Source organism: Streptomyces sp. AC558_RSS880 (assembly GCF_019049255.1).
Classification (GTDB): Bacteria; Actinomycetota; Actinomycetes; order Streptomycetales; family Streptomycetaceae; genus Streptomyces.
This window is the reverse complement of sequence record NZ_JAGMUJ010000031.1, coordinates 53493-72276: the sequence shown is the minus strand read 5'-3', so window position 1 is coordinate 72276 and position 18784 is coordinate 53493. Positions and strand designations below refer to the sequence as shown.

General features: G+C 72.8%; 20 protein-coding genes. 9 read left to right on the top strand and 11 right to left on the bottom strand.

The window, feature by feature from the left end; all coding sequences use genetic code 11:
- Nucleotides 1-54 precede the first annotated feature (54 nt).
- The 4 genes from KUM38_RS43275 (at nt 55) to mscL (ending at nt 2705) form a co-directional block, all read left to right on the top strand.
- Nucleotides 55-375, top strand: coding sequence for an FmdB family zinc ribbon protein (locus tag KUM38_RS43275; protein WP_217129721.1), 321 nt, complete (start codon nt 55-57; stop codon nt 373-375).
- A gap of 78 nt (nt 376-453) precedes the next feature.
- Nucleotides 454-1296, top strand: coding sequence for an S-methyl-5'-thioadenosine phosphorylase (locus KUM38_RS14220; RefSeq protein WP_217129720.1), 843 nt, complete (start codon nt 454-456; stop codon nt 1294-1296).
- A 143-nt stretch (nt 1297-1439) separates the two neighbouring features.
- Nucleotides 1440-2099 (top strand): hypothetical protein, encoded by a 660-nt coding sequence (locus tag KUM38_RS14215; RefSeq protein WP_374227054.1) that lies wholly within the window; start codon nt 1440-1442, stop codon nt 2097-2099.
- Between the two features lie 135 nt (nt 2100-2234).
- Complete coding sequence (gene mscL, locus KUM38_RS14210; protein WP_217129719.1) at nt 2235-2705, top strand: large conductance mechanosensitive channel protein MscL; 471 nt, start codon at nt 2235-2237, stop codon at nt 2703-2705.
- A 13-nt stretch (nt 2706-2718) separates the two neighbouring features.
- Here the strand turns inward: mscL and KUM38_RS14205 are convergent, their stop codons facing one another.
- Nucleotides 2719-2895 (bottom strand): hypothetical protein, encoded by a 177-nt coding sequence (locus KUM38_RS14205; protein ID WP_217129718.1) that lies wholly within the window; start codon nt 2893-2895, stop codon nt 2719-2721.
- Between the two features lie 43 nt (nt 2896-2938).
- Between KUM38_RS14205 and KUM38_RS14200 the strand changes: the two genes are divergently transcribed.
- Together KUM38_RS14200 and KUM38_RS14195 are read left to right on the top strand one after the other, a co-directional pair.
- The gene (locus KUM38_RS14200; RefSeq protein WP_217129717.1) at nt 2939-3967 is read left to right on the top strand and encodes a P1 family peptidase; all 1029 of its coding nucleotides are present in this window, start codon (nt 2939-2941) and stop codon (nt 3965-3967) included.
- Nucleotides 3968-4162: 195 nt separating this feature from the next.
- A complete protein-coding gene (locus tag KUM38_RS14195; protein WP_217129716.1) occupies nt 4163-4918 on the top strand; it encodes a DUF6227 family protein in 756 nt (251 codons plus the stop codon).
- A gap of 21 nt (nt 4919-4939) precedes the next feature.
- On the opposite strand, the gene KUM38_RS14190 is transcribed toward KUM38_RS14195, so the two are convergent.
- The 5 genes from KUM38_RS14190 to KUM38_RS14170 all read right to left on the bottom strand — a co-directional run bounded on the left by KUM38_RS14190 (nt 4940) and on the right by KUM38_RS14170 (nt 10869).
- Entirely contained in the window at nt 4940-5224 is a 285-nt protein-coding gene (locus tag KUM38_RS14190) for a hypothetical protein (RefSeq protein WP_217129715.1), read from the bottom strand.
- A gap of 116 nt (nt 5225-5340) precedes the next feature.
- Nucleotides 5341-7377 (bottom strand): fructose-specific PTS transporter subunit EIIC, encoded by a 2037-nt coding sequence (locus tag KUM38_RS14185; RefSeq protein WP_217129714.1) that lies wholly within the window; start codon nt 7375-7377, stop codon nt 5341-5343.
- Nucleotides 7378-7453: 76 nt separating this feature from the next.
- On the bottom strand, nt 7454-8401 hold the full coding sequence (gene pfkB, locus KUM38_RS14180) for a 1-phosphofructokinase (protein ID WP_217129713.1): 948 nt from the start codon (nt 8399-8401) through the stop codon (nt 7454-7456).
- Nucleotides 8398-9159 carry a DeoR/GlpR family DNA-binding transcription regulator gene (locus tag KUM38_RS14175; RefSeq protein WP_217129712.1) on the bottom strand — a complete coding sequence of 254 codons (762 nt, stop codon included), beginning with the start codon at nt 9157-9159 and terminating at the stop codon, nt 8398-8400. The genes pfkB and KUM38_RS14175 overlap by 4 nt, the downstream gene beginning before the upstream one ends.
- A 186-nt stretch (nt 9160-9345) precedes the next feature.
- The gene (locus tag KUM38_RS14170) at nt 9346-10869 is read right to left on the bottom strand and encodes an MFS transporter (protein WP_217129711.1); all 1524 of its coding nucleotides are present in this window, start codon (nt 10867-10869) and stop codon (nt 9346-9348) included.
- 63 nt (nt 10870-10932) lie between these two features.
- On the opposite strand from KUM38_RS14170, the gene KUM38_RS14165 reads away from it, so the two are divergent.
- A complete protein-coding gene (locus KUM38_RS14165) occupies nt 10933-11904 on the top strand; it encodes a YafY family protein (protein ID WP_217129710.1) in 972 nt (323 codons plus the stop codon).
- Nucleotides 11905-11944: 40 nt separating this feature from the next.
- Here KUM38_RS14165 and KUM38_RS14160 read toward each other — a convergent pair whose 3' ends face one another.
- The gene (locus KUM38_RS14160) at nt 11945-12622 is read right to left on the bottom strand and encodes a TetR family transcriptional regulator (RefSeq protein ID WP_217129709.1); all 678 of its coding nucleotides are present in this window, start codon (nt 12620-12622) and stop codon (nt 11945-11947) included.
- A gap of 534 nt (nt 12623-13156) precedes the next feature.
- Nucleotides 13157-14155: an RNA polymerase sigma factor RpoD/SigA gene (locus tag KUM38_RS14155; RefSeq protein ID WP_217129708.1), complete on the bottom strand. Its 999-nt coding sequence runs from the start codon at nt 14153-14155 to the stop codon at nt 13157-13159.
- Nucleotides 14156-14348: 193 nt separating this feature from the next.
- Here KUM38_RS14155 and KUM38_RS14150 point away from each other — a divergent pair, with 193 nt between their 5' ends.
- Complete coding sequence (locus KUM38_RS14150; protein WP_217129707.1) at nt 14349-14867, top strand: GNAT family N-acetyltransferase; 519 nt, start codon at nt 14349-14351, stop codon at nt 14865-14867.
- 12 nt (nt 14868-14879) lie between these two features.
- Here KUM38_RS14150 and KUM38_RS14145 read toward each other — a convergent pair whose 3' ends face one another.
- A complete protein-coding gene (locus tag KUM38_RS14145; protein ID WP_254397154.1) occupies nt 14880-15665 on the bottom strand; it encodes a dioxygenase in 786 nt (261 codons plus the stop codon).
- Between the two features lie 113 nt (nt 15666-15778).
- Here KUM38_RS14145 and KUM38_RS14140 point away from each other — a divergent pair, with 113 nt between their 5' ends.
- Nucleotides 15779-16300, top strand: coding sequence for a MarR family winged helix-turn-helix transcriptional regulator (locus KUM38_RS14140; RefSeq protein WP_217129706.1), 522 nt, complete (start codon nt 15779-15781; stop codon nt 16298-16300).
- A gap of 90 nt (nt 16301-16390) precedes the next feature.
- Here KUM38_RS14140 and KUM38_RS14135 read toward each other — a convergent pair whose 3' ends face one another.
- Together KUM38_RS14135 and KUM38_RS14130 are read right to left on the bottom strand one after the other, a co-directional pair.
- Nucleotides 16391-17932 carry an MFS transporter gene (locus tag KUM38_RS14135; protein WP_217129705.1) on the bottom strand — a complete coding sequence of 514 codons (1542 nt, stop codon included), beginning with the start codon at nt 17930-17932 and terminating at the stop codon, nt 16391-16393.
- A 127-nt stretch (nt 17933-18059) separates the two neighbouring features.
- Nucleotides 18060-18701 (bottom strand): TetR/AcrR family transcriptional regulator, encoded by a 642-nt coding sequence (locus KUM38_RS14130; RefSeq protein ID WP_217129704.1) that lies wholly within the window; start codon nt 18699-18701, stop codon nt 18060-18062.
- Nucleotides 18702-18784 lie beyond the last annotated feature (83 nt).

Genomic DNA, 18784 nt, shown 5'->3' with positions numbered 1-18784 from the left:
TCACTATAGACCGTCGTTAGCACTCATCGAGTGAGAGTGCCAGGAGGAAGACAAGTGCCGACCTACCAGTACCAGTGCACCGAGTGCGGCGAGGGCCTCGAGGCGGTGCAGAAGTTCACCGACGACGCGCTGACCGAGTGCCCCAACTGCCAGGGCCGCCTGAAGAAGGTGTTCTCGGCGGTGGGCATCGTCTTCAAGGGCTCCGGCTTCTACCGCAACGACAGCCGCGGCTCCTCGTCGAGCAGCTCGCCGGCGTCGTCGAAGTCGTCGAGCACGTCGTCCTCGACGTCCTCCTCCTCGGACTCGGGCTCCAGCTCGTCCGGCTCGTCCAGCTCGTCCGGTTCGAGCAGCTCCACCAGCACCACCGCCGCGTAGGGCCACTTCCTTACGGAACCCCGTCGTCCACCGACGACGGGGTCTTCGGCGTCTCCGGGTGCGGTTAGGGTGCGGGACATGGCGAACATGGCGAAGGCCGGGATCGGTGTGATCGGCGGCTCCGGTTTCTACTCCTTCCTCGACGACGTGACCGAGGTCCAGGTGGACACCCCGTACGGGGCGCCCAGCGACTCCCTCTTCCTCGGCGAGGTGGCCGGCCGGCGGGTCGCCTTCCTCCCCCGGCACGGACGGGGCCACCATCTGCCGCCGCACCGCATCAACTACCGGGCCAACCTGTGGGCGCTGAGGTCGGTCGGCGTGCGCCAAGTCCTCGGGCCGTGCGCGGTCGGCGGCCTGCGGCCCGAGCACGGGCCGGGCACGCTGCTGGTGCCGGACCAGCTCGTGGACCGTACGAAGTCCCGGGCGGGCACCTACTTCGACGGGCTGCCGCTGCCCGACGGCACGGTGCCGAACGTGGTCCATGTGTCACTGGCCGACCCCTACTGCCCCACCGGACGGGCCGCCGCGCTGAAGGCGGCCCGGGGCCGGGACTGGGAGCCGGTGGACGGCGGCACGCTGGTCGTGGTGGAGGGGCCGCGCTTCTCCACCCGCGCCGAGTCGCTGTGGCACCGGGCGCAGGGCTGGTCGGTGGTGGGCATGACCGGCCACCCCGAGGCGGCGCTCGCCCGCGAGATGGAGCTCTGCTACACCTCCCTGACCCTGGTCACCGACCTGGACGCCGGCGCCGAGACCGGTGAGGGCGTCTCCCACGACGAGGTGCTGCGGGTGTTCGCCGCCAATGTGGACCGGCTGCGGGGCGTGCTCTTCGACGCGGTGGCGGCGCTGCCGGCGACGGAGGAGCGGGACTGTCCGTGCACGTCGGCGCTGGGCGGGATGGACCCGGGGTTCGCGCTGCCGTAACCGCTCGGGGGGGGCGGAGCGTCCCGTTCGGGTGGGGGAGTTCTCCACAGGGCCGTGGTGCGTCCACAGGGCCCGGCGGGGCGCGGCGCGAGGCCTCATCGTGGGAGTCGCAAGCCGGTCCCTCGTCGCAGGTGGTGGTACCCGTGTCCCGTCTTCCCTCCTCGCTCCGCTCCCCCTCCCGCGCTGTCCCGCGCCCGCCGGGCGTCTCGTTCCCCCACCCACCCGGCGCCTCGTTCCCCCACCCGCCCGGCGCCTCGTTCCCCCACCCGCCCGGCCTTGAGGTCCCTCCCCCGTGCGAGGTGCCGCACTTCGCCCCGGTGCGGGTGCGCGGTGCCCTGCCCCTCCCCGGCCGGCTCGTACGGCACCGGAGGCGAGCCGTGGCGCTCGGCCTCGCGGTCACGGCGGCGGCGCTGGTGGCGGCGGGGCCGCGGGACGCGGACCGGTCCCGTGACCGTCCCGACGGGTCCCCGGCGGTCCGTGCCACCCCGGTGTCCCCCGGGGACCGTGCCGTGCGGGCGCGGGGCGCGGGCGCGGCGGTCACGGCGGCGGTGCGGATCGCCGACGCGGCCACGGTACGGCTGCTGCGGCCGGGCGACCGGGTGGACGTGATCGCCGCCGAGGAGACGGTGTCCGGAGGCGAGGCCCGGGTGGTCGCGCGCGGGGCACGGGTGACCGAGGTGCCGGAACCGGCGGACGGCGCGGGCGACGGCGGGGCGCTGGTCGTGCTGTCGGTGCCGCGTTCCACCGCGGCCGGCCTGGCCGGCGCGAGCGCCACGGCACGGCTGGCGGTGACGGTGTGGTGACCGGTGCTTCTCCGGTCCTCGTCCGCGTGCCGGGCCCTTTCGCCGGGCGGCCCGACTGGACAGGCCGGCACAGGGGTGACGTAGGTTGCGGAGCGTTTTCTTCCGCACCATACGCACGAGAAATGAGGCCCCGAAGTGAGCGACCAGGAGAAGACGAGCGTCCTGCAGGGCTTCAAGGCCTTCCTGATGCGGGGCAACGTCGTCGATCTGGCCGTGGCGGTGGTGATCGGCGCGGCCTTCACCAACATCGTCAACGCGGTCGTGAAGGGCGTCATCAATCCGCTGGTGGGCGCCTTCGGCACCAAGAACCTGGACAGCTACAGCTCGTGCCTGAAGGGCCCCTGCGAGGGCGCCGGCGACGCGGCGACCGGCGTGCGGATCCTGTGGGGCTCGGTCCTCGGGGCGACGCTGCAGTTCGTGATCACCGCGGCGGTCGTCTACTTCCTGATGGTGCTGCCCATGGCGAAGTACCTGGCCCGGGTGGAGGCCCGCCGGAAGGCGAAGGAAGGCGCGCACGAGGTCGTCGAGATCACCGAGCTGGAGGTGCTCAAGGAGATCCGCGACACCCTCGTCGCGCAGCGCGGCACGGGCCGGGACGAGCGATAGGCGCTCCGCCGGGTCAGAGGTGGTGGGGCGGCTTCTCGTCGAGGAAGCGCTTGAGGTCGGCCGCGCTGTCGCCGGACGGACGCTCGCCCCAGCCGCGGTCCGTGTCGTCCGAGGACTGCTGGTCCAGCGGGTCGTCGAAGACCAGCGCCGGCGTGGGCCCACTCGGGCGGGGATCGGGGTCGGTGCTCATGTGCCCAGGGTACGGCCGCCCCTGACCGGGCAGTACTGGCCCCATGACAGCTGACGCTCTGACGGATGTGGCCGGCGTGCGCGTGGGACACGCGACGCGTACCGGCGACGGATGGCTCACGGGCACCACGGTCGTGCTCGCGCCCGAGGGCGGGGCCGTGGCCGCGGTGGACGTGCGCGGCGGCGGCCCCGGCACGAAGGAGACCGACGCGCTCGATCCGCGCAACCTGGTGCGGACGGTCGAGGCGGTCGTGCTGACCGGGGGCAGCGCGTACGGGCTCGACGCGGCGTCCGGGGTGATGGCCTGGCTGGAGGAGCGGGGGCGCGGGGTGCGCGTCGGGCCGGATCCCGCGCATGTGGTGCCGGTGGTGCCGGCCGCCTGTGTCTTCGACCTGGGGCGGGGCGGCGACTTCCGGGCCCGGCCGGACGCGGCCACCGGCCGTGCCGCGGTCGAGGCCGCGGCGGCGACCGGTCCCGGAGCGCCGGTGCCACAGGGGTGCGTGGGCGCCGGTACGGGCGCGGTGGTCGGGCAGGTGAAGGGCGGGATCGGCACCGCGAGCGCGGTGCTGGACTCGGGCATCACGGTGGCCGCGCTGGTGGTGGCCAACGCGGCGGGATCGGTGGTGGATCCGGAGACGGGGGTGCTGTACGGGGAGTTGTTCCAGGGCCGGGTGCGTTATCCGGAGCCGGAGGTGCACGGGGCCGCGCTGCGGCGGCTCGCGGAGGTGGCCGGGCGGAACGCGGCTCCACCGCTGAACACCACGCTCGCGGTGGTCGCCACCGACGCCGGCCTGTCCAAGGCGCAGGCGCAGAAACTGGCCGGCACCGCGCACGACGGCATCGCGCGGGCCGTGCGGCCGGTGCATCTGCTCAGCGACGGCGACACCGTCTTCACCCTGGCCACGGGCGCCCGCCCGCTCGACGCGGCGGACCCCCTGGCCCTGAACGAGGTCCTCGCGGCGGGCGCGGACCTGGTGACCCGCGCGATCGTACGGGCCGTCCGCGCCGCCGGCCCGGTGGACGGTCCGGGCGGTTCGTGGCCGTCGTACGGGGAGTTGTACGGCGGGCACTGAAAGGAGGGGTCGGCCATCTGCTGCCGAAGTACCGTTTGCTCAGAAGCAGTTGACGTACGTCCGGGCGGTGCCGGGAATTTCTCGCGCGCTCCGTTCGTTTTTCGCCATACATTTCCTCGGTTCCCGGACACGATTCCGCCCGAGGGGCTACGGTATGCACCCACAAGGTGACATGCAGCAACGCCGGGAGAAACCTTGAGCGTTCCGTACGAGACGGCAGCGTACGAACCACCCGACTCACCCGAGTCTCCGGAGGAACACCTCGCGCGCCTCCTCGGCCGCGCCCTGAACTCCTTCGAGCTGCCGGACGAGGCGATCCGGCGGCTGGACTGCGCGCTGGCGCACGACGGTTCGCTGCACTCCGCGCACCACAGCGCGGGGCTGCACCGGGAGACGTACCGCCACACCTGGCTGCTCGCCGACGGTTCGGCGCTGACGCTCTGGGAGCTCGTGCACAACACGGCGCCGGGGGACGAGCCGCAGCACGAGGTGTACGTGGACGAGGAGGAACTGCGGACGGCCACGGCCCGGCTGCCGTTGCCGCCGGACACGCCGGACTTCGAACTGCCGGTGACGGTGCAGCTGTTGCCGCCTCCCGCACTGCGGAACGTGTACGTCCCGGACGGTTCCGCGGATCACGCGCGGCGCTTACTGCGCCGGGCGGAGAACACGGACCGGCCGGGCGCGGAGACGGCCGCGCTGCTGGCCACGGCGTGCGCGCACCGGATCACGCAGGCCTTCGGCCGCCCGTCCCGCGCGGGACGGGCGGGACGGGCGGGGCTGTCCTTCTCGCTCTACGAGCACGCGTTCCTGCTGGGTGACGGTGCGGAGCTGTCCGTGTGGGAGGTCGAGCACACGGTCACGCCGGACGGGCGGCACATGTGCGAGGTGTACGTCAGCGAGGACGCGGCACGGGAGGCGATGGAGCGCCGGGCGGCGCAGGTCTCCTGAGGCGGCGGGCGGGGCCGCGGCTCAGTTCCCTTCGCTGAGGCGCCGCACCAGCACGGCGAACGCGTCGCGTTCCGCCGGCGTGAGCCGTACGGATTCCACAGGGGGGCCGGTCCGCTGCTGGCGCGGGATCACCGGGGTGCCGTGGGGCGTGTGCCGCGGGGCGGCCTCCGGGCGCTCCCGGGTGCGCTCGCGCATCCACCCGCGGCGGCGCCGCAGGGCGTCGGCCAGGCCCGCCGCGCAGGCCATGGCCACCAGGGTGAGGACGGTGGCGCCCGTCGTCCGCGAGAGTGTCGTGTACTCAGGCATGCGGCCCAGTACACACCACGATCCGGGGCTTCGACCCCGGATCGTGATGATGGTGATCTATATCGCAGTAGGAGTGAAACGCCCACACCTACCCAAACGGACGCATCGCCGTAACTCTACGCGGCCACCGGCTGCTTGGTCTCCGCCGACGCCACCGCTGCGTCCCCGCCCGCGCCCGTGGTGACCGGGGCCGGCTTGCGCAGGCCCTTGAGGGCGATCACCAGCGCCGCCGTGACACAGACGCCCGCGGCGATGGCGACCAGGTAGAGGAACGGGTTGCCGATCAGCGGGACGACGAAGACGCCGCCGTGCGGGGCGCGCAGGGTGGCGCCGAAGGTCATCGACAGGGCGCCGGTGACCGCGCCGCCCGCCATCGAGGCGGGGATCACCCGCAGCGGGTCGGCGGCGGCGAACGGGATCGCGCCCTCGGAGATGAAGGAGGCGCCCAGGACCCAGGCGGCCTTGCCGTTCTCGCGTTCGGTGCGGTCGAAGAGCTTGCCGCGGACCGTGGTGGCCAGGGCCATCGCCAGCGGCGGCACCATGCCGGCGGCCATCACCGCGGCCATGATCTTCATCGCGGAGTCGCTGGGGCTCGCGACGGCGATCCCGGCGGTGGCGAAGGTGTAGGCGACCTTGTTGACCGGACCGCCCAGATCGAACGTCATCATCAGGCCGAGGAGGGCGCCGAGCAGGACGGCGTTGGTGCCGGTCAGGCCGTTCAGCCAGTCGGTCATGCCCTTCTGGGCCTCGGCGATGGGCTTGCCGATGACGACGAACATCAGGAAGCCGACGACCGCCGCGGAGATCAGCGGGATCACCACCACCGGCATGATGCCGCGCAGGGCCGCCGGGATGCGCACCCTCTGGATCGCGAGCACCACGCCGCCGGCGATCAGACCGGCCGCGAGACCGCCGAGGAATCCGGCGTTGACGGTGAGCGAGATCGCGCCGCCGACGAAGCCCGGCACCAGGCCGGGCCGGTCGGCCATGCCGTAGGCGATGTAGCCGGCCAGCACGGGGACGAGGAAGCCGAAGGCGACGCCGCCGATCTGGAAGAGCAGCGCGCCCCAACTGTCGGCCTGGGTCCACACGAAGTGGTCCATCACCGACGGCGCCTCGTTGATCTCGTAGCCGCCGATCGCGAAGCCGAGGGCGATGAGCAGACCGCCCGCCGCGACGAACGGCACCATGTAGCTGACGCCGGACATCAGCCAGGTGCGCAGCTTGGTGCCGTAGCCCTCGCCGCCGTCGCCGGCGCGCTCGACGGGCGTTCCGCCGTCGGCCGCGGCGGCCGCCGCGGTGACCTCGCCGCGCTCGGCCTTGCCCCTCACCTCGGCGATCAGGTCGGCGGGGCGGTTGATGGCCGCCTTGACGCCGGTGTCGACGGTCGGCTTGCCCGCGAAGCGGTCCTTCTCCCGTACGGGCACGTCGTGGGCGAAGATCACGCCGTCGGCCGCCGCGATCACGGCCGGGTCGAGCCGGGTGAAGCCGGCGGAGCCCTGGGTCTCGACGACGATCTCGACGCCGGCTTCCCGGCCGGCGTTCTCCAGCGACTCGGCGGCCATGTAGGTGTGGGCGATGCCGGTGGGGCAGGAGGTGACGGCGACGACCCGGAACGGGCGGTCCCCCTCGGGAACGGTGGTGCCCGTGGCGGCGCCGGCGGAGGCCGCCGCCGGTGCCGCCACGGAGTCTTCGGCGGCCGCGGAGCCGGCCTCTTCGCCCTGGATGAGCGCGGCCGCCGCTCCCGCGTCGCCCACCGACCGCAGGGCATCGGTGAACCCGGTGTTCATCAGCTGCCGGGCCAGCGACGACAGGATCGTCAGATGGGCGTCGTCGGCGCCGGCCGGGGCGGCGATCAGGAAGACCAGGTCGGCGGGCCCGTCCGCCGCGCCGAAGTCGATCCCGGCGGCGCTGCGTCCGAAGGCGAGCGTGGGCTCGGTGACGTGCTCACTGCGGCAGTGCGGGATGCCGATGCCGCCGTCGAGGCCGGTCGGCATCTGCGCCTCGCGGGCGGCGACGTCGGCGAGGAAGCCGTCCAGGTCGGTCACCCGGCCCAGGGCCACCATGCGCTCGGCGAGGGCGCGCGCCGCCGCCTCCTTGGTGTCGGCGGACAGGTCGAGATCGACCAGTTCCGCAGTGATCATGTCGCTCATCGCGGGCTCCTTCGCACGCGTATCGCCCGTGCAGCGGGGTGGGCGGAAGGGGGGACGGGGGTGAGGAGGGGAGGGGTCATGACACCGGCTCCCGCAGTGCGCGGTCGGCGGGTACCTCGGCCGTGACGGTCACCGCGGCCGGGTCCAGGTCGGCCGGGGTCGGCATCACGCTGCCGGGAAGCCGGACGGCCGCCGCGCCGTGGGCGACGGCGGAGGCGAGCGCCTCGGGGCCGCGCCCGCCGGCGACGAGGAACCCGGCCAGCGAGGAGTCGCCGGCGCCCACGTTGCTGCGGACGGCGTCCACCGCCGCGGTGCCGAACCATGCGCCGTCGTCGTCCACGAGCAACTGCCCGTCGGCGCCGAGGCTCGCGAGGACGGCCCGGGCGCCCATCCCCCGCAGCTCCTCCGCCGCCTTCAGCGCGTCGCCCACGGTGACCAGGGGCCGCCCCACGGCCTCGGCGAGCTCCCCGGCGTTCGGCTTCACCACGTCGGGCCGCTCGCGCAGGGCCGCGAGCAGCGCGGGCCCTGAGGTGTCCAGTGCGACGCGTACGCCGGCGGCGTGCACCCGGGCGACCAGTTCGGCGTACCAGGAGGGGGCGAGTCCGCGCGGCAGGCTGCCGCAGCAGGCGATCCAGTCGGCGCCCGGGGACTGCCGGCGCACGGTGTCGAGGAGCAGTTCCCGCTCGGCCGGCGTCAGTTCCGGGCCCGGCGCGTTGATCTTCGTGAGCACGCCGTCCGCCTCGGCGAGCGCGATGTTGGAGCGGGTGGCGCCGGCGACCGGGACCGGAGCGACCTCGATGCCCTGCGCGTCAAGCAGGTCGGCGACCAGGGCGCCCGGTGCGCCGCCCAGGGGCAGCACCGCGACCGTGCGCCGGCCGGCCGCGGTGACGGCGCGGGAGACGTTGACGCCCTTGCCGCCAGGGTCGACGCGTTCGCCGGTGGCCCGGACGACCTCGCCGCGGTCCAGCGAGGGGACCTCGTAGGTGCGGTCCAGGGACGGGTTGGGGGTGACGGTGAGGATCATGCGCGCACTACTTCCGTGCCGCCGCGCTCGATCGCGGCGGCGTCGTCCGGGCTGAGCCCGCTGTCGGTGATCAGCAGGTCCACGTCGCCCAGGTCGCCGAAGCGGGCGAAGTGCTCCTGGCCGTGCTTGGAGGAGTCGGCGAGCAGCACCACGCGGCGGGCGGCGGCCATGGCCGCGCGCTTCACGGCGGCCTCGGCGAGGTCGGGCGTGGTCAGCCCGTGTTCGGCGGAGAACCCGTTGGCGGCCACGAACAGGACGTCCGCGCGGATCTCGGCGTACGCGCGCAGCGCCCAGGCGTCCACGGCGGCGTGCGTACGGTGCCGTACGCGCCCTCCGACGAGATGGAGCTGGATGCCGGGGTGGTCGGCGAGGCGGGCCGCGATGGGCAGGCTGTGGGTGACGACGGTGAGGGAGAGCTCCACCGGCAGGAGGCCGGCGAGCAGCGCGGCCGTCGAGCCGGCGTCGACGATCACGGCGCCGTCGGCCGGGAGTTCGGCGAGGGCGGCCCTGGCGATGCGGTCCTTCTCGTCGGCCGCGGTCGTCTCCCGCTCGGCGAGGTCCGGCTCGAAGTCGAGGCGTCCGGCCGGGATGGCCCCGCCGTGCACCCTGCGGACCAGGCCGGCGCGGTCGAGGGCCTTGAGGTCCCGGCGGATGGTCTCGGCGGTCACCTGGAACTCCTCGGCCAGCGAGACCACGTCCACCCGGCCGCCGTCGCGGGCGAGCCGCAGGATCTCCCGCTGGCGTTCCGGTGCGTACATGGTGGCCTGCCTCCGAGTCCGTTCATGCCCGAACGTGTGGTTTCGCCCGCAGAGTACGCCCGGATGTCCGGAAAGTAAACAGACATGGGCACGTACGGGCACGAACGGGCTTCCGTTCATGTCCGTACGTACACACGGAGAGGGCCCGGCGCCTCATGAGGCGCCGGGCCCTCTCCGTGGAGCCGCTCAGGCCACGAGTTCCCGCTCCTTCTCCACCGCCACGGGAGCCTCCCCCGCACCCTCCACATGCTGGGCGGGACGCTTGGGCAGGGCGAACATCAGCAGGAAGATCACGCCCAGCACCGCGGCCACCCAGCCCAGCGCGTGCCGGAAGCCGTCGGCGAAGGCCGGGCCCACCTCGGCCGGGGCGAGCCGCTCGTCGATCACCCCGAAGAACACCACCGACACCAGGCCGAGCCCCAGCGCGTTCCCCATCTGCTGCACGGTGTTGATCAGCCCCGACGCCGACCCGGCGTGCTCACGCGGTACCTCGGAGAGCACGGCGTCCGTCAGCGGGGCCACGATCAGCCCCATGCCGACGCCCATGACCGCCAGCGGGAGCGCCATCTGCCAGGAGGCGATGGACTGGCCGTACCGCTCGGCCTCCCACATGTAGACCAGCACCCCGGCCGCCATCACCAGCGCGCCCGCCTGGAGCACCTTGCGCCCGTAGCGCGGGACCAGCAGCTGCACCGACATCCCGGCCGCCGCGGAGACCGCGACGGAGAACGGCACCCCGGTCAGTCCGGCCCGCAGCGCGCTCCAGCCCAGGCCGACCTGCATGTACAGCGTCCAGACCAGGAAGAAGATGCCGAGGCCGATGCCGAACACCGTCTGCACCGCGATGCCCGCCGCGAAGCTCTTCACCTTGAACAGCGACAGCTCGATCAGCGGGGAGCCGTCCCGCGCGCCCTTGACCCGCTCGTACGCCACCAGCGCCGCGAAGACCACCAGCGCGCCGGCCATCGACACGTACCCCCACAGCGGCCAGCCCAGCTCACGGCCCCGGGTCAGCGGGTAGAGCAGCATCAGCAGGGCCAGCGTGACCAGCGCGACGCCCACCAGGTCCAGCTTCAGGGCGCGCGGCGCCTTCGACTCGGTGATGAAGCGGCCGCCGAGGACCAGGCCCGCGATGCCGACCGGCAGGTTGATCAGGAAGATCGGCCGCCATTCCAGGCCGAACAGGTTCCACTCGGTCAGCAGCGCGCCGAGCAGCGGTCCGGACACCGCGCCCAGGCCGACGATCGCGCCGAACAGCCCGAACACCTTGCCGCGTTCGTGCGCCGGGAAGGTCGCGTGCACGATCGACAGCACCTGCGGCACCATCAGCGCCGCCATGGCGCCCTGCAGGATGCGGGAGGCGACCAGCATCTCCGGGTTCACGGCGAGGCCGCACAGCGCGGAGGCGACGGTGAAGCCGCCGATGCCGATGAGGAAGATCCGCTTGCGGCCGTGGATGTCGCCGAGCCGGCCGCCGGTGACGAGCCCGGCGGCGAAGGCCAGCGCGTAACCCGCGGTGATCCACTGGATCTGGCTGAAGGTGGCGCCCTCGTCGCGCTGGATCGACGGGATCGCGATGTTGACGATCGTGACGTCGACGAGGTCCATGAAGGCGGCGGTCATCACGATCGCCAGCGCGAACCAGCGGCGGCGGTCGCCCTGGTCGCCCGCGACGGGCTGCGGTGCGTGCGGGGTGTCGGTGGAGTTCATGTCCCGGAAGCTATTTCCCAAGTAGGTCGGATCAGGTCCTAATTCCGCGGCATCCTCGTTCTCATGACGACGGACACCCCGGCCCGGCTCCTGACCCTCCTCTCCCTCCTCCAGACGCCCCGCGAATGGCCCGGCGGCGAGCTGGCCGACCGGCTCGGGGTCTCCCGGCGCACGATCCGGCGGGACATCGACCGGCTGCGCGAGCTCGGTTATCCCGTGCAGGCGACCCTGGGCGCGGACGGCGGCTACCGGCTCGTCGCCGGCAAGGCGATGCCGCCTCTGGTGCTCGACGACGAGGAGGCGGTGGCCATCGCGGTCGGGCTGCGGGCCGGCGCCGGGCACGCGCTGGAGGGCGTGGACGAGGCCTCCGTGCGGGCGCTGGCCAAGCTGGAGCAGGTGCTGCCCGCCAGGCTGCGCCACCGCGTCAGCACGCTCCAGGCCGCGACCACCCCGCTGACCAGCGGCGACGGGGCGACGATCGCGCCGGAGACGCTCACCGTCATGGCCTCCACGGTGGCCGGGCACGAGCGGCTGCGGTTCGCCTACCGGGCCGCCGACGGCACCGGGTCCCGGCGGGTGACCGAGCCGTACCGGCTGGTGTCGACCGGGCGGCGCTGGTACCTGGTGGCGTACGACCTCGACCGCGCGGACTGGCGGACGTTCCGCGTCGACCGGGTGAGCGACCCCTTCGCGACCGGGGCGCGGTTCACCCCGCGCGAGCTGCCGACCGGGAGCGCGGCGGAGTTCCTGCGCCGGTCGATGTACCGCGCGCAGGAGTCCTACGAACTGGTCGTCACCTTCGCCGCACCGGCCGAGACGGTCGCCGCCCGCCTCCCGGGCTGGCTGGGCGCGCCCGAACCGCTGGACGAGGGAAGCTGCCGGCTGCGGGCGACGGTGAGCGGCGCCAAGGAATGGCTGGCGGTACGGCTGGCGACGCTCGGGCACGAGTTCACGGTGCAGGAGCCCGCGGAACTGGTGGAGACGGTACGGGAGTTGGGGGCGCGGATGAGCCGGGCGGCGGGCGGTCCGGCGTGACGCGGCGCCGGAGCCCTCCGGAAACGGCCGCGGGCCGGCGTCAAGCCGCCCACGCGAAGTCCCGTAGCGCCGCGAGGTTGGCGACCGCCAGTTCGGCCGGGCCCTGAGGGCCCTCGGAGGGGCCGTCACCGGCCGCCCAGCTCTCCATCGCCGTGCGCACGGCCGCGCTCGCGACGGCGGCGGTGAAGCACAGCCGGGTGCGGGCGGCAACGTTGTCGGCCTCGTACGGGACGTGAGCGGCCGTCAGCCGCTCCGCCAGCGCCTCCGCCAGACTCCGCTCCGACTCCCGGCACGCCTCCGCCCACACCCGGCGCAGGGCGGGGGTCGCCTCGGCCAGCCGGATCAGGGTGCGCACCCAGTCCCAGGAGGCCGCCGACACCCCGAGGCCGGGGGTGAGCGTGTGGCGCACGGCGTCCTCCAGGACCCGCGGCAGGGGCACCCCCGCGGGGGCGGCGCGCACCGCCGCCACCCAGCGCTGGGCGCCGACGGCGTAGAGCGGGCCGATGGCCTCTTCCTTGCTGGCGAAGTACCGGTAGAAGGTGCGCGGGGCGATGCCGGCCGCCTGGGCGATGTCCTCGGCACGGGTGGCCCGCAGGCCCTGCCGGACGAAGAGACCGGCCGCCGCGCGGGCGATCTCCATACGGGTCTCGGCCTTGCGCCGTTCGGTCAGCGAAACCGCGGGAGGCGGCGGGGGCGACGTCGGGGTGGTGCTGCTCACGCCCGGCAGGCTATGCCCATGTGACACAATCTGCCATCTGGCGGGCCACCCCGGGGTTCAGGTCCGGGGTGACCCGCCGGCCGGCGGCGCGCATGAGGAAGCCGGGCCCGGCGCCCGGGGGGAGGGCGCCGAACCCGGCTTGGGGAAGTCCCGGCGCCGGGGGGGGTTGTGCGTCGGGACGTGGCTCGGTGGGTCCAGGATCTCAGGAGCCCGAAGTTCGAACTCCCGGCCTGGAATTCTTGTTCCCAGGGCCCGGTGGGTTGAAGCGGCGGGGAACGGCCATGTTTTGCGCGGTCTTTCGCCACCCGGCGTACGCGGCCGGGGTCCGTGCGGACCCCGTCGCTCCCCCGGACTCCGCACGGCGGCGTCGGCACCACCGCGCCGAACCCGGCGGCCGCACCGCCGCGTCCGTCTCCGGCGGCCCGGCCGTCACGCTACCGCGCCGCCCGGATCCTCACGCCGCCGCACCGAAAACCGGGGGCGGACCGCCACGCTGCCGTCGCGGCAGCCGCGCCGCCGCGCTCCGGCCGGGTATCACGCCGCCGCGTCGAAACCGGTGTCGCGGGCCAGCTTCTTCAGCTCCAGCAGTGCGTGCTTCTCGATCTGGCGGATGCGCTCGCGGGTCAGGCCGTGCTCCTTGCCGACCTCGGTCAGCGTGCGCTCGCGGCCGTCCTCGATGCCGTACCGCATCTTGATGATGGAGGCCGTGCGCTGGTCGAGGCGGCCGATCAGGTCGTCCAGCTCCTCACTGCGCAGCAGCGTCAGCACCGACTGCTCCGGCGACACCGCCGAGGTGTCCTCCAGGAGGTCGCCGAACTGGGTCTCGCCCTCGTCGTCCACCGACATGTTCAGCGAGACCGGGTCACGGGCCCAGTCGAGCACGTCGACGACGCGCTCCGGCGTGGAGCCGAGCTCGGCGGCGATCTCCGCGGGCTCCGGCTCACGGCCGTGCTCGCGGTTGAACTCGCGCTGCACGCGCCGTATCCGGCCCAGCTCCTCCACCAGGTGGACGGGCAGGCGGATGGTGCGCGACTGGTCGGCTATCGAGCGGGTGATGGCCTGGCGGATCCACCAGGTCGCGTACGTGGAGAACTTGAAGCCCTTGCGGTAGTCGAACTTCTCGACCGCGCGGACCAGACCGGCGTTGCCTTCCTGGATCAGGTCGAGCAGCGGCAGACCGCTCCTCGGGTAGCGGCGGGCCACGGCGACGACCAGGCGGAGGTTGGAACGGATGAAGACGTCCTTCGCCCGCTCGCTCGCGTCGACCAGGGCCCGGAGCTCCTCGGGGGTGGCCCCGGCCTTGTTCTCCTCGAGGCCGTCGAGGATCTGCTGCGCGAACACACCCGCTTCGATGATCTGGGACAGCTCGACCTCCTTGGCGGCGTCGAGCAGCGGCGTGCGCGCGATCTCGTCCAGGTACATGCCGACCAGGTCGCGATCGGCGATCTCGCCGCCATGGGCGCGGACACTGCGTGCCGAGTCGGCCGTCTCGCCGGTGGCGGACTGACGACGGGCGACGGCGCGGGTTGCCATGCGTGCTCCCTTGCGATGATGAGGTCAGCGGGTGGTCCTGTGGACGCCTGACACGTCTCTCAGGTCCCTCCGGACTCTGGTCGAGTGCCCTGCATCCGATGGAAACAACGACTGGAATCCGGACAGAATTCCCAACCCGTCCACCGATTTTTCTGATCATGCAGTACCCTGTCGGCCCACACGGGGAGGCGCGATGCCGTCGGAGCACGAAGAGGTCCAGGTCAGGCCGGGCACGGAGGGTGATCTGACGGCCCTCACCGACCTGTACAACCACTACGTACGTGAGACGGCGATCACATTCGACACGGCCCCCTTCACCCCGGAGGAGCGCCGCCCCTGGTTGCTCTCCCACCCGGTAGACGGCCCGCACCGCCTGATGGTTGCCACGGGTGCCGGTTCACAGGGGATCCTGGGGTACGCCACCTCCAGCCCCTTCCGCCCCAAGCCCGCCTACACGACCTCGGTGGAGACGACGGTCTACGTCGCCCCGGACTCCGGCCGGCGCGGCATCGGCACCCTCCTCTACAAGGCCCTCTTCGAGGCCCTCGCGGGCGAGGACCTGCACCGCGCCTACGCCGGCGTCGCCCAGCCGAACGTCGCCTCGACGCGGCTGCACGAGCGTTTCGGCTTCCGGCACGTCGGCACGTACCGGGAGGTGGGCCGGAAGTTCGGCCGCTGGTGGGACGTGGCCTGGTACGAGAAGCCCCTGTAGCCGCCGGAGAGGTCAGCCGAACTGCACCGACCGCTTGGCCAGCCCCAGCCAGAACCCGTCGATCACGGACTTCTGTTCCCCGAGCTCCCCTGCGGCGTCCGCGGCGCCCATGGTCACGAAGAGCGGGGCGAAGTGCTCGGTGCGCGGGTGGGCGAGCAGGCCGGCCGGGGACTTGCGGGTGAAGTCGAGCAGCGCGTCCACGTCACCCGCCTCCAAGGCCTCCCGGCCCCAGGCGTCGAACTCCGCCGACCAGGCGGGGATGCCGCCCTGCCGCAGTGCGGCGAGGTTGTGGGTGAAGAACCCGGAGCCGACGATCAGCACGCCCTCGTCGCGCAGCGGCGCGAGCCTCCGCCCGATCCCCATCAGCCGCACCGGGTCCAGGGTGGGCATGGAGACCTGGAGCACCGGGATGTCGGCCTCGGGGTACATCTCGACCAGCGGGACGTAGGCGCCGTGGTCCAGGCCCCGGTCGGGGACGTCCTGGACGGGCGTGCCGGGGGCGCGCAGCAGCCCCCGCACCGAGTCGGCGAGCGCGGGGGCTCCGGGGGCGCCGTAGGTGACCCGGTAGTAGTGCTCGGGGAAGCCCCAGAAGTCGTAGACCAGGGGGACGGTCTCGGTGGCGCCGAGGGCGAGCGGGGCCTCCTCCCAGTGGGCGGAGACGACCAGGATCGCCTTCGGGCGGGGCAGTCCGGCCGACCAGGCGGCCAGCTCTCCGGGCCAGACGGGGTCGTCGGCCAGGGGCGGGGCGCCGTGGCTGAGGTAGAGCGCGGGCATGCGTTCCTGGGCGGCGGCGGTCATGACGGCGGCTCCCTTCGGCGGACTTCCAGCCTTGCTTGAACTCTCAACTTCCCATGTCGACTGTACGCCGATTTTGTTTAACCTTCAAGGAGAGCGGCCGTACAGTGGAGTACATGAACACGGCACCCGCAGCATCATCGGCATCCGCCGACGAACCCCGCTGGCTCACCGACGAGGAGCAGCGCGTCTGGCGCTCGTACATCGAGGCCGCCACCCTCCTGGAAGACCACCTCGACCGTCAGCTCCAGCGTGACGCGGGAATGCCGCACGTCTACTACGGCCTGCTGGTCAAGCTCGCCGAGTCCCCGCGCCGCCGGCTGCGGATGACGGAACTGGCGATGTCCGCGAAGATCACCCGCTCCCGCCTCTCGCACGCCGTCGCGCGCCTGGAGAAGAGCGGCTGGGTACGCCGTGAGGACTGCCCCTCCGACAAGCGGGGCCAGTTCGCCGTACTGACGGACGAGGGCCTGGAGGTGCTGCGCCGGCACGCGCCCGGCCATGTGAACGCCGTACGCCAGGCGGTCTTCGACCGGCTCACCCCCGAGCAGCAGAAGTCCCTCGGCGAGATCATGCGGATCGTCGCCGAGGGACTTCAGCCGAGCGGAGCGGGCGCGGACCTGCCCTGGCTCCGCTGACGGGCGGGAGCCGGGGCAGGTCCGGGGAACCGTACGGAGGAGGCGTCCCCTCCTCTTCCGTACGGGTGGTGAGGGATCGGCGGGTGGCCGTCAGTGCATGGCCACCGGCACCGCCAGCTCGTCCCCGACGGCCTCGTCGGCGGACCCGGCGACCGCGGTGCCGCCCGGCTTGCCGGCGTTGATCAGGACCAGGGCGATGGCCGAGGCCGCCACCAGGATCCCGACCGCGAACCAGATCGCGCTGGTGTAGCCCTGCACCTGTCCCTGGAGCTGGACCAGCTGCTGCTGGGACGGGCTCGTGGCGCCGCCGATGTGGTCGGTGATGTAGGACGTGGTGGCCGAGGCCGCGATCGTGTTCAGCAGGGCCGTGCCGATGGCGCCGCCCACCTGCTGCGAGGTGTTGACCATCGCGGAGGCGACACCGGAGTCACGCGGCTCGACGCCCATGGTGGACAGCGACATGGCCGGCATGAACGCCGTACCCATGCCGAGACCGAGCAGCAGCATGCCGGGCAGCAGGACGGCCGCGTAGGAGGTGTCGATCTCCAGCTGGGTCAGGAAGAGCATGCCGAGCGCGGCGACCAGGAAGCCGGGGCCCATCAGCAGCCGGGGCGCGACCCGGGTCATCAGCCGGGTGCCGATCTGGGTGGAGCCCGTGATCATGCCCGCGATCATCGGCAGGAAGGCGAAACCGGTCTTGACCGGCGAGTAGCCCTTCACGACCTGCAGGTAGTACGTCAGGAAGAGGAACAGGCCGAACATCGCGATGATCGCCAGGCCCAGCGAGAGGTAGACCCCGCCGCGGTTGCGCTCGGTGAGGACGCGCAGCGGCAGCAGCGGCGCCTTGACCTTGGCCTCGACGGCCACGAAGGCGGCGAGCAGCACGGCGGAGGCGACGAACATGCCGATCGTCAGCGAGTCGCTCCAGCCCTCGGACTCCGCGCGGGTGAAGCCGTAGACCAGCGCGACCAGACCCACGGTCGACAGCACCACACCGGGGATGTCCAGCGGCGAGCGGTTGCGGCCGCCCTCGGGCTCACGGATGACGAAGTACGCGCCGGCCGCGGCGACCACGGCGAACGGGATGTTCACGAAGAACGTCCAGCGCCAGTCCATGTACTCGGTGAGGAAACCGCCGAGGATCAGACCCACGGCACCGCCGCCACCGGCGATCGCGCCGTAGATGCCGAACGCCTTGGCGCGCTCCTTGCCGTCGGTGAACATCACCGCGAGCAGGGACAGCGCGGCGGGCGCGAGCAGCGCGCCGAAGACACCCTGGAGGGCGCGGGCGCCGAACATCATGGCCTCGTTGGTGGCCGCGCCGCCGAGCGCGGAGGCCGCGGCGAACCCGCCCAGACCGAGCACGAAGGCCCGCTTGCGCCCCCACAGGTCGGCTATCCGGCCGCCGAACAGCAGCAGTCCGCCGAAGGCGAGGGCGTAGGCGGTGACCACCCACTGGCGGTTGCCGTCCGAGATGCCCAGGTCCTGCTGGGCGGAGGGCAGGGCGATGTTCACGATGGTGGCGTCGAGGACGACCATCAGCTGGGCGAGCGCGATGAAGACGAGCGCTTTCCAGCGGTTGGCGTCGGGGACGCTCAGGGCCTTTCCGGCCGCTGAGGCTGTCTGAGACATGGGGGTACCCATTTCGGAAGTGTGTGACGGAAATTTAGAAAGATGTAACGAAAAATCGGTGTCGTCAGGGAACGACTCGCCCCGGGGACGGCCGCTGTACGGGAATCCTGCTCGCGTCAGAGATCGCTCAGCAGCGCAGATCCTCCACGGTCACTGCCGTACCCGGCAGAACGGTCGGGGCCGGGGCCCGCATCCCGTCCAGGAACAGCTGCAGATGGCGGTGGACGAAACGGTCGGCGCTGACGCAGCCGGTACCGGCCGGGGGCCGGCTCAGCTGGGCGACGCCCACCATCAGATCGCCGTACTCCACGTCGGCGCGGAGCTGACCGGCCGCCTTGGCGCGGTCCATCAACTGCGCGACGAGGCTCTCGGCGCGCCGGCGTGCGTCCTCCAGGTCGGGGTGGTGCTGGTCGAAGGTGCTGGAGACCATCGGGCACAGCGCGCTGATCCGCTCGTCGGCGGCCGTGTGCGCGAAGTGCTCCAGCGCCTCGAAGGCGTCCCCGCTCTCGCTGAGCGCCTGCTCGGCCGCCCGCACCGTACGGTCCATCACGGAGCAGACGACCTCGCGCACCAGCGCGTCGCGGTCGGGGAAGTTGCGGTACACCGTGGCATTGCCGACGCCGGCCCGGCGGGCGACGTCGTCGAGCGGCACATCGGGCCCGAACTCGACGAACATCTCCCGGGCGGCGGTGACGATCCGCTCCCGGTTGCGCAGGGCGTCGGCACGGGGCCGGGGCGCCTTGCGCGGCACGGGGGTGGCGGTCTGCACGGTGCACTCCTAGGTCGCTGTGGGTTTGCCTTGCCGTCATCCCGGCGATCCGGGGAGCAAATCCCCGTTTCGCACGGACACAG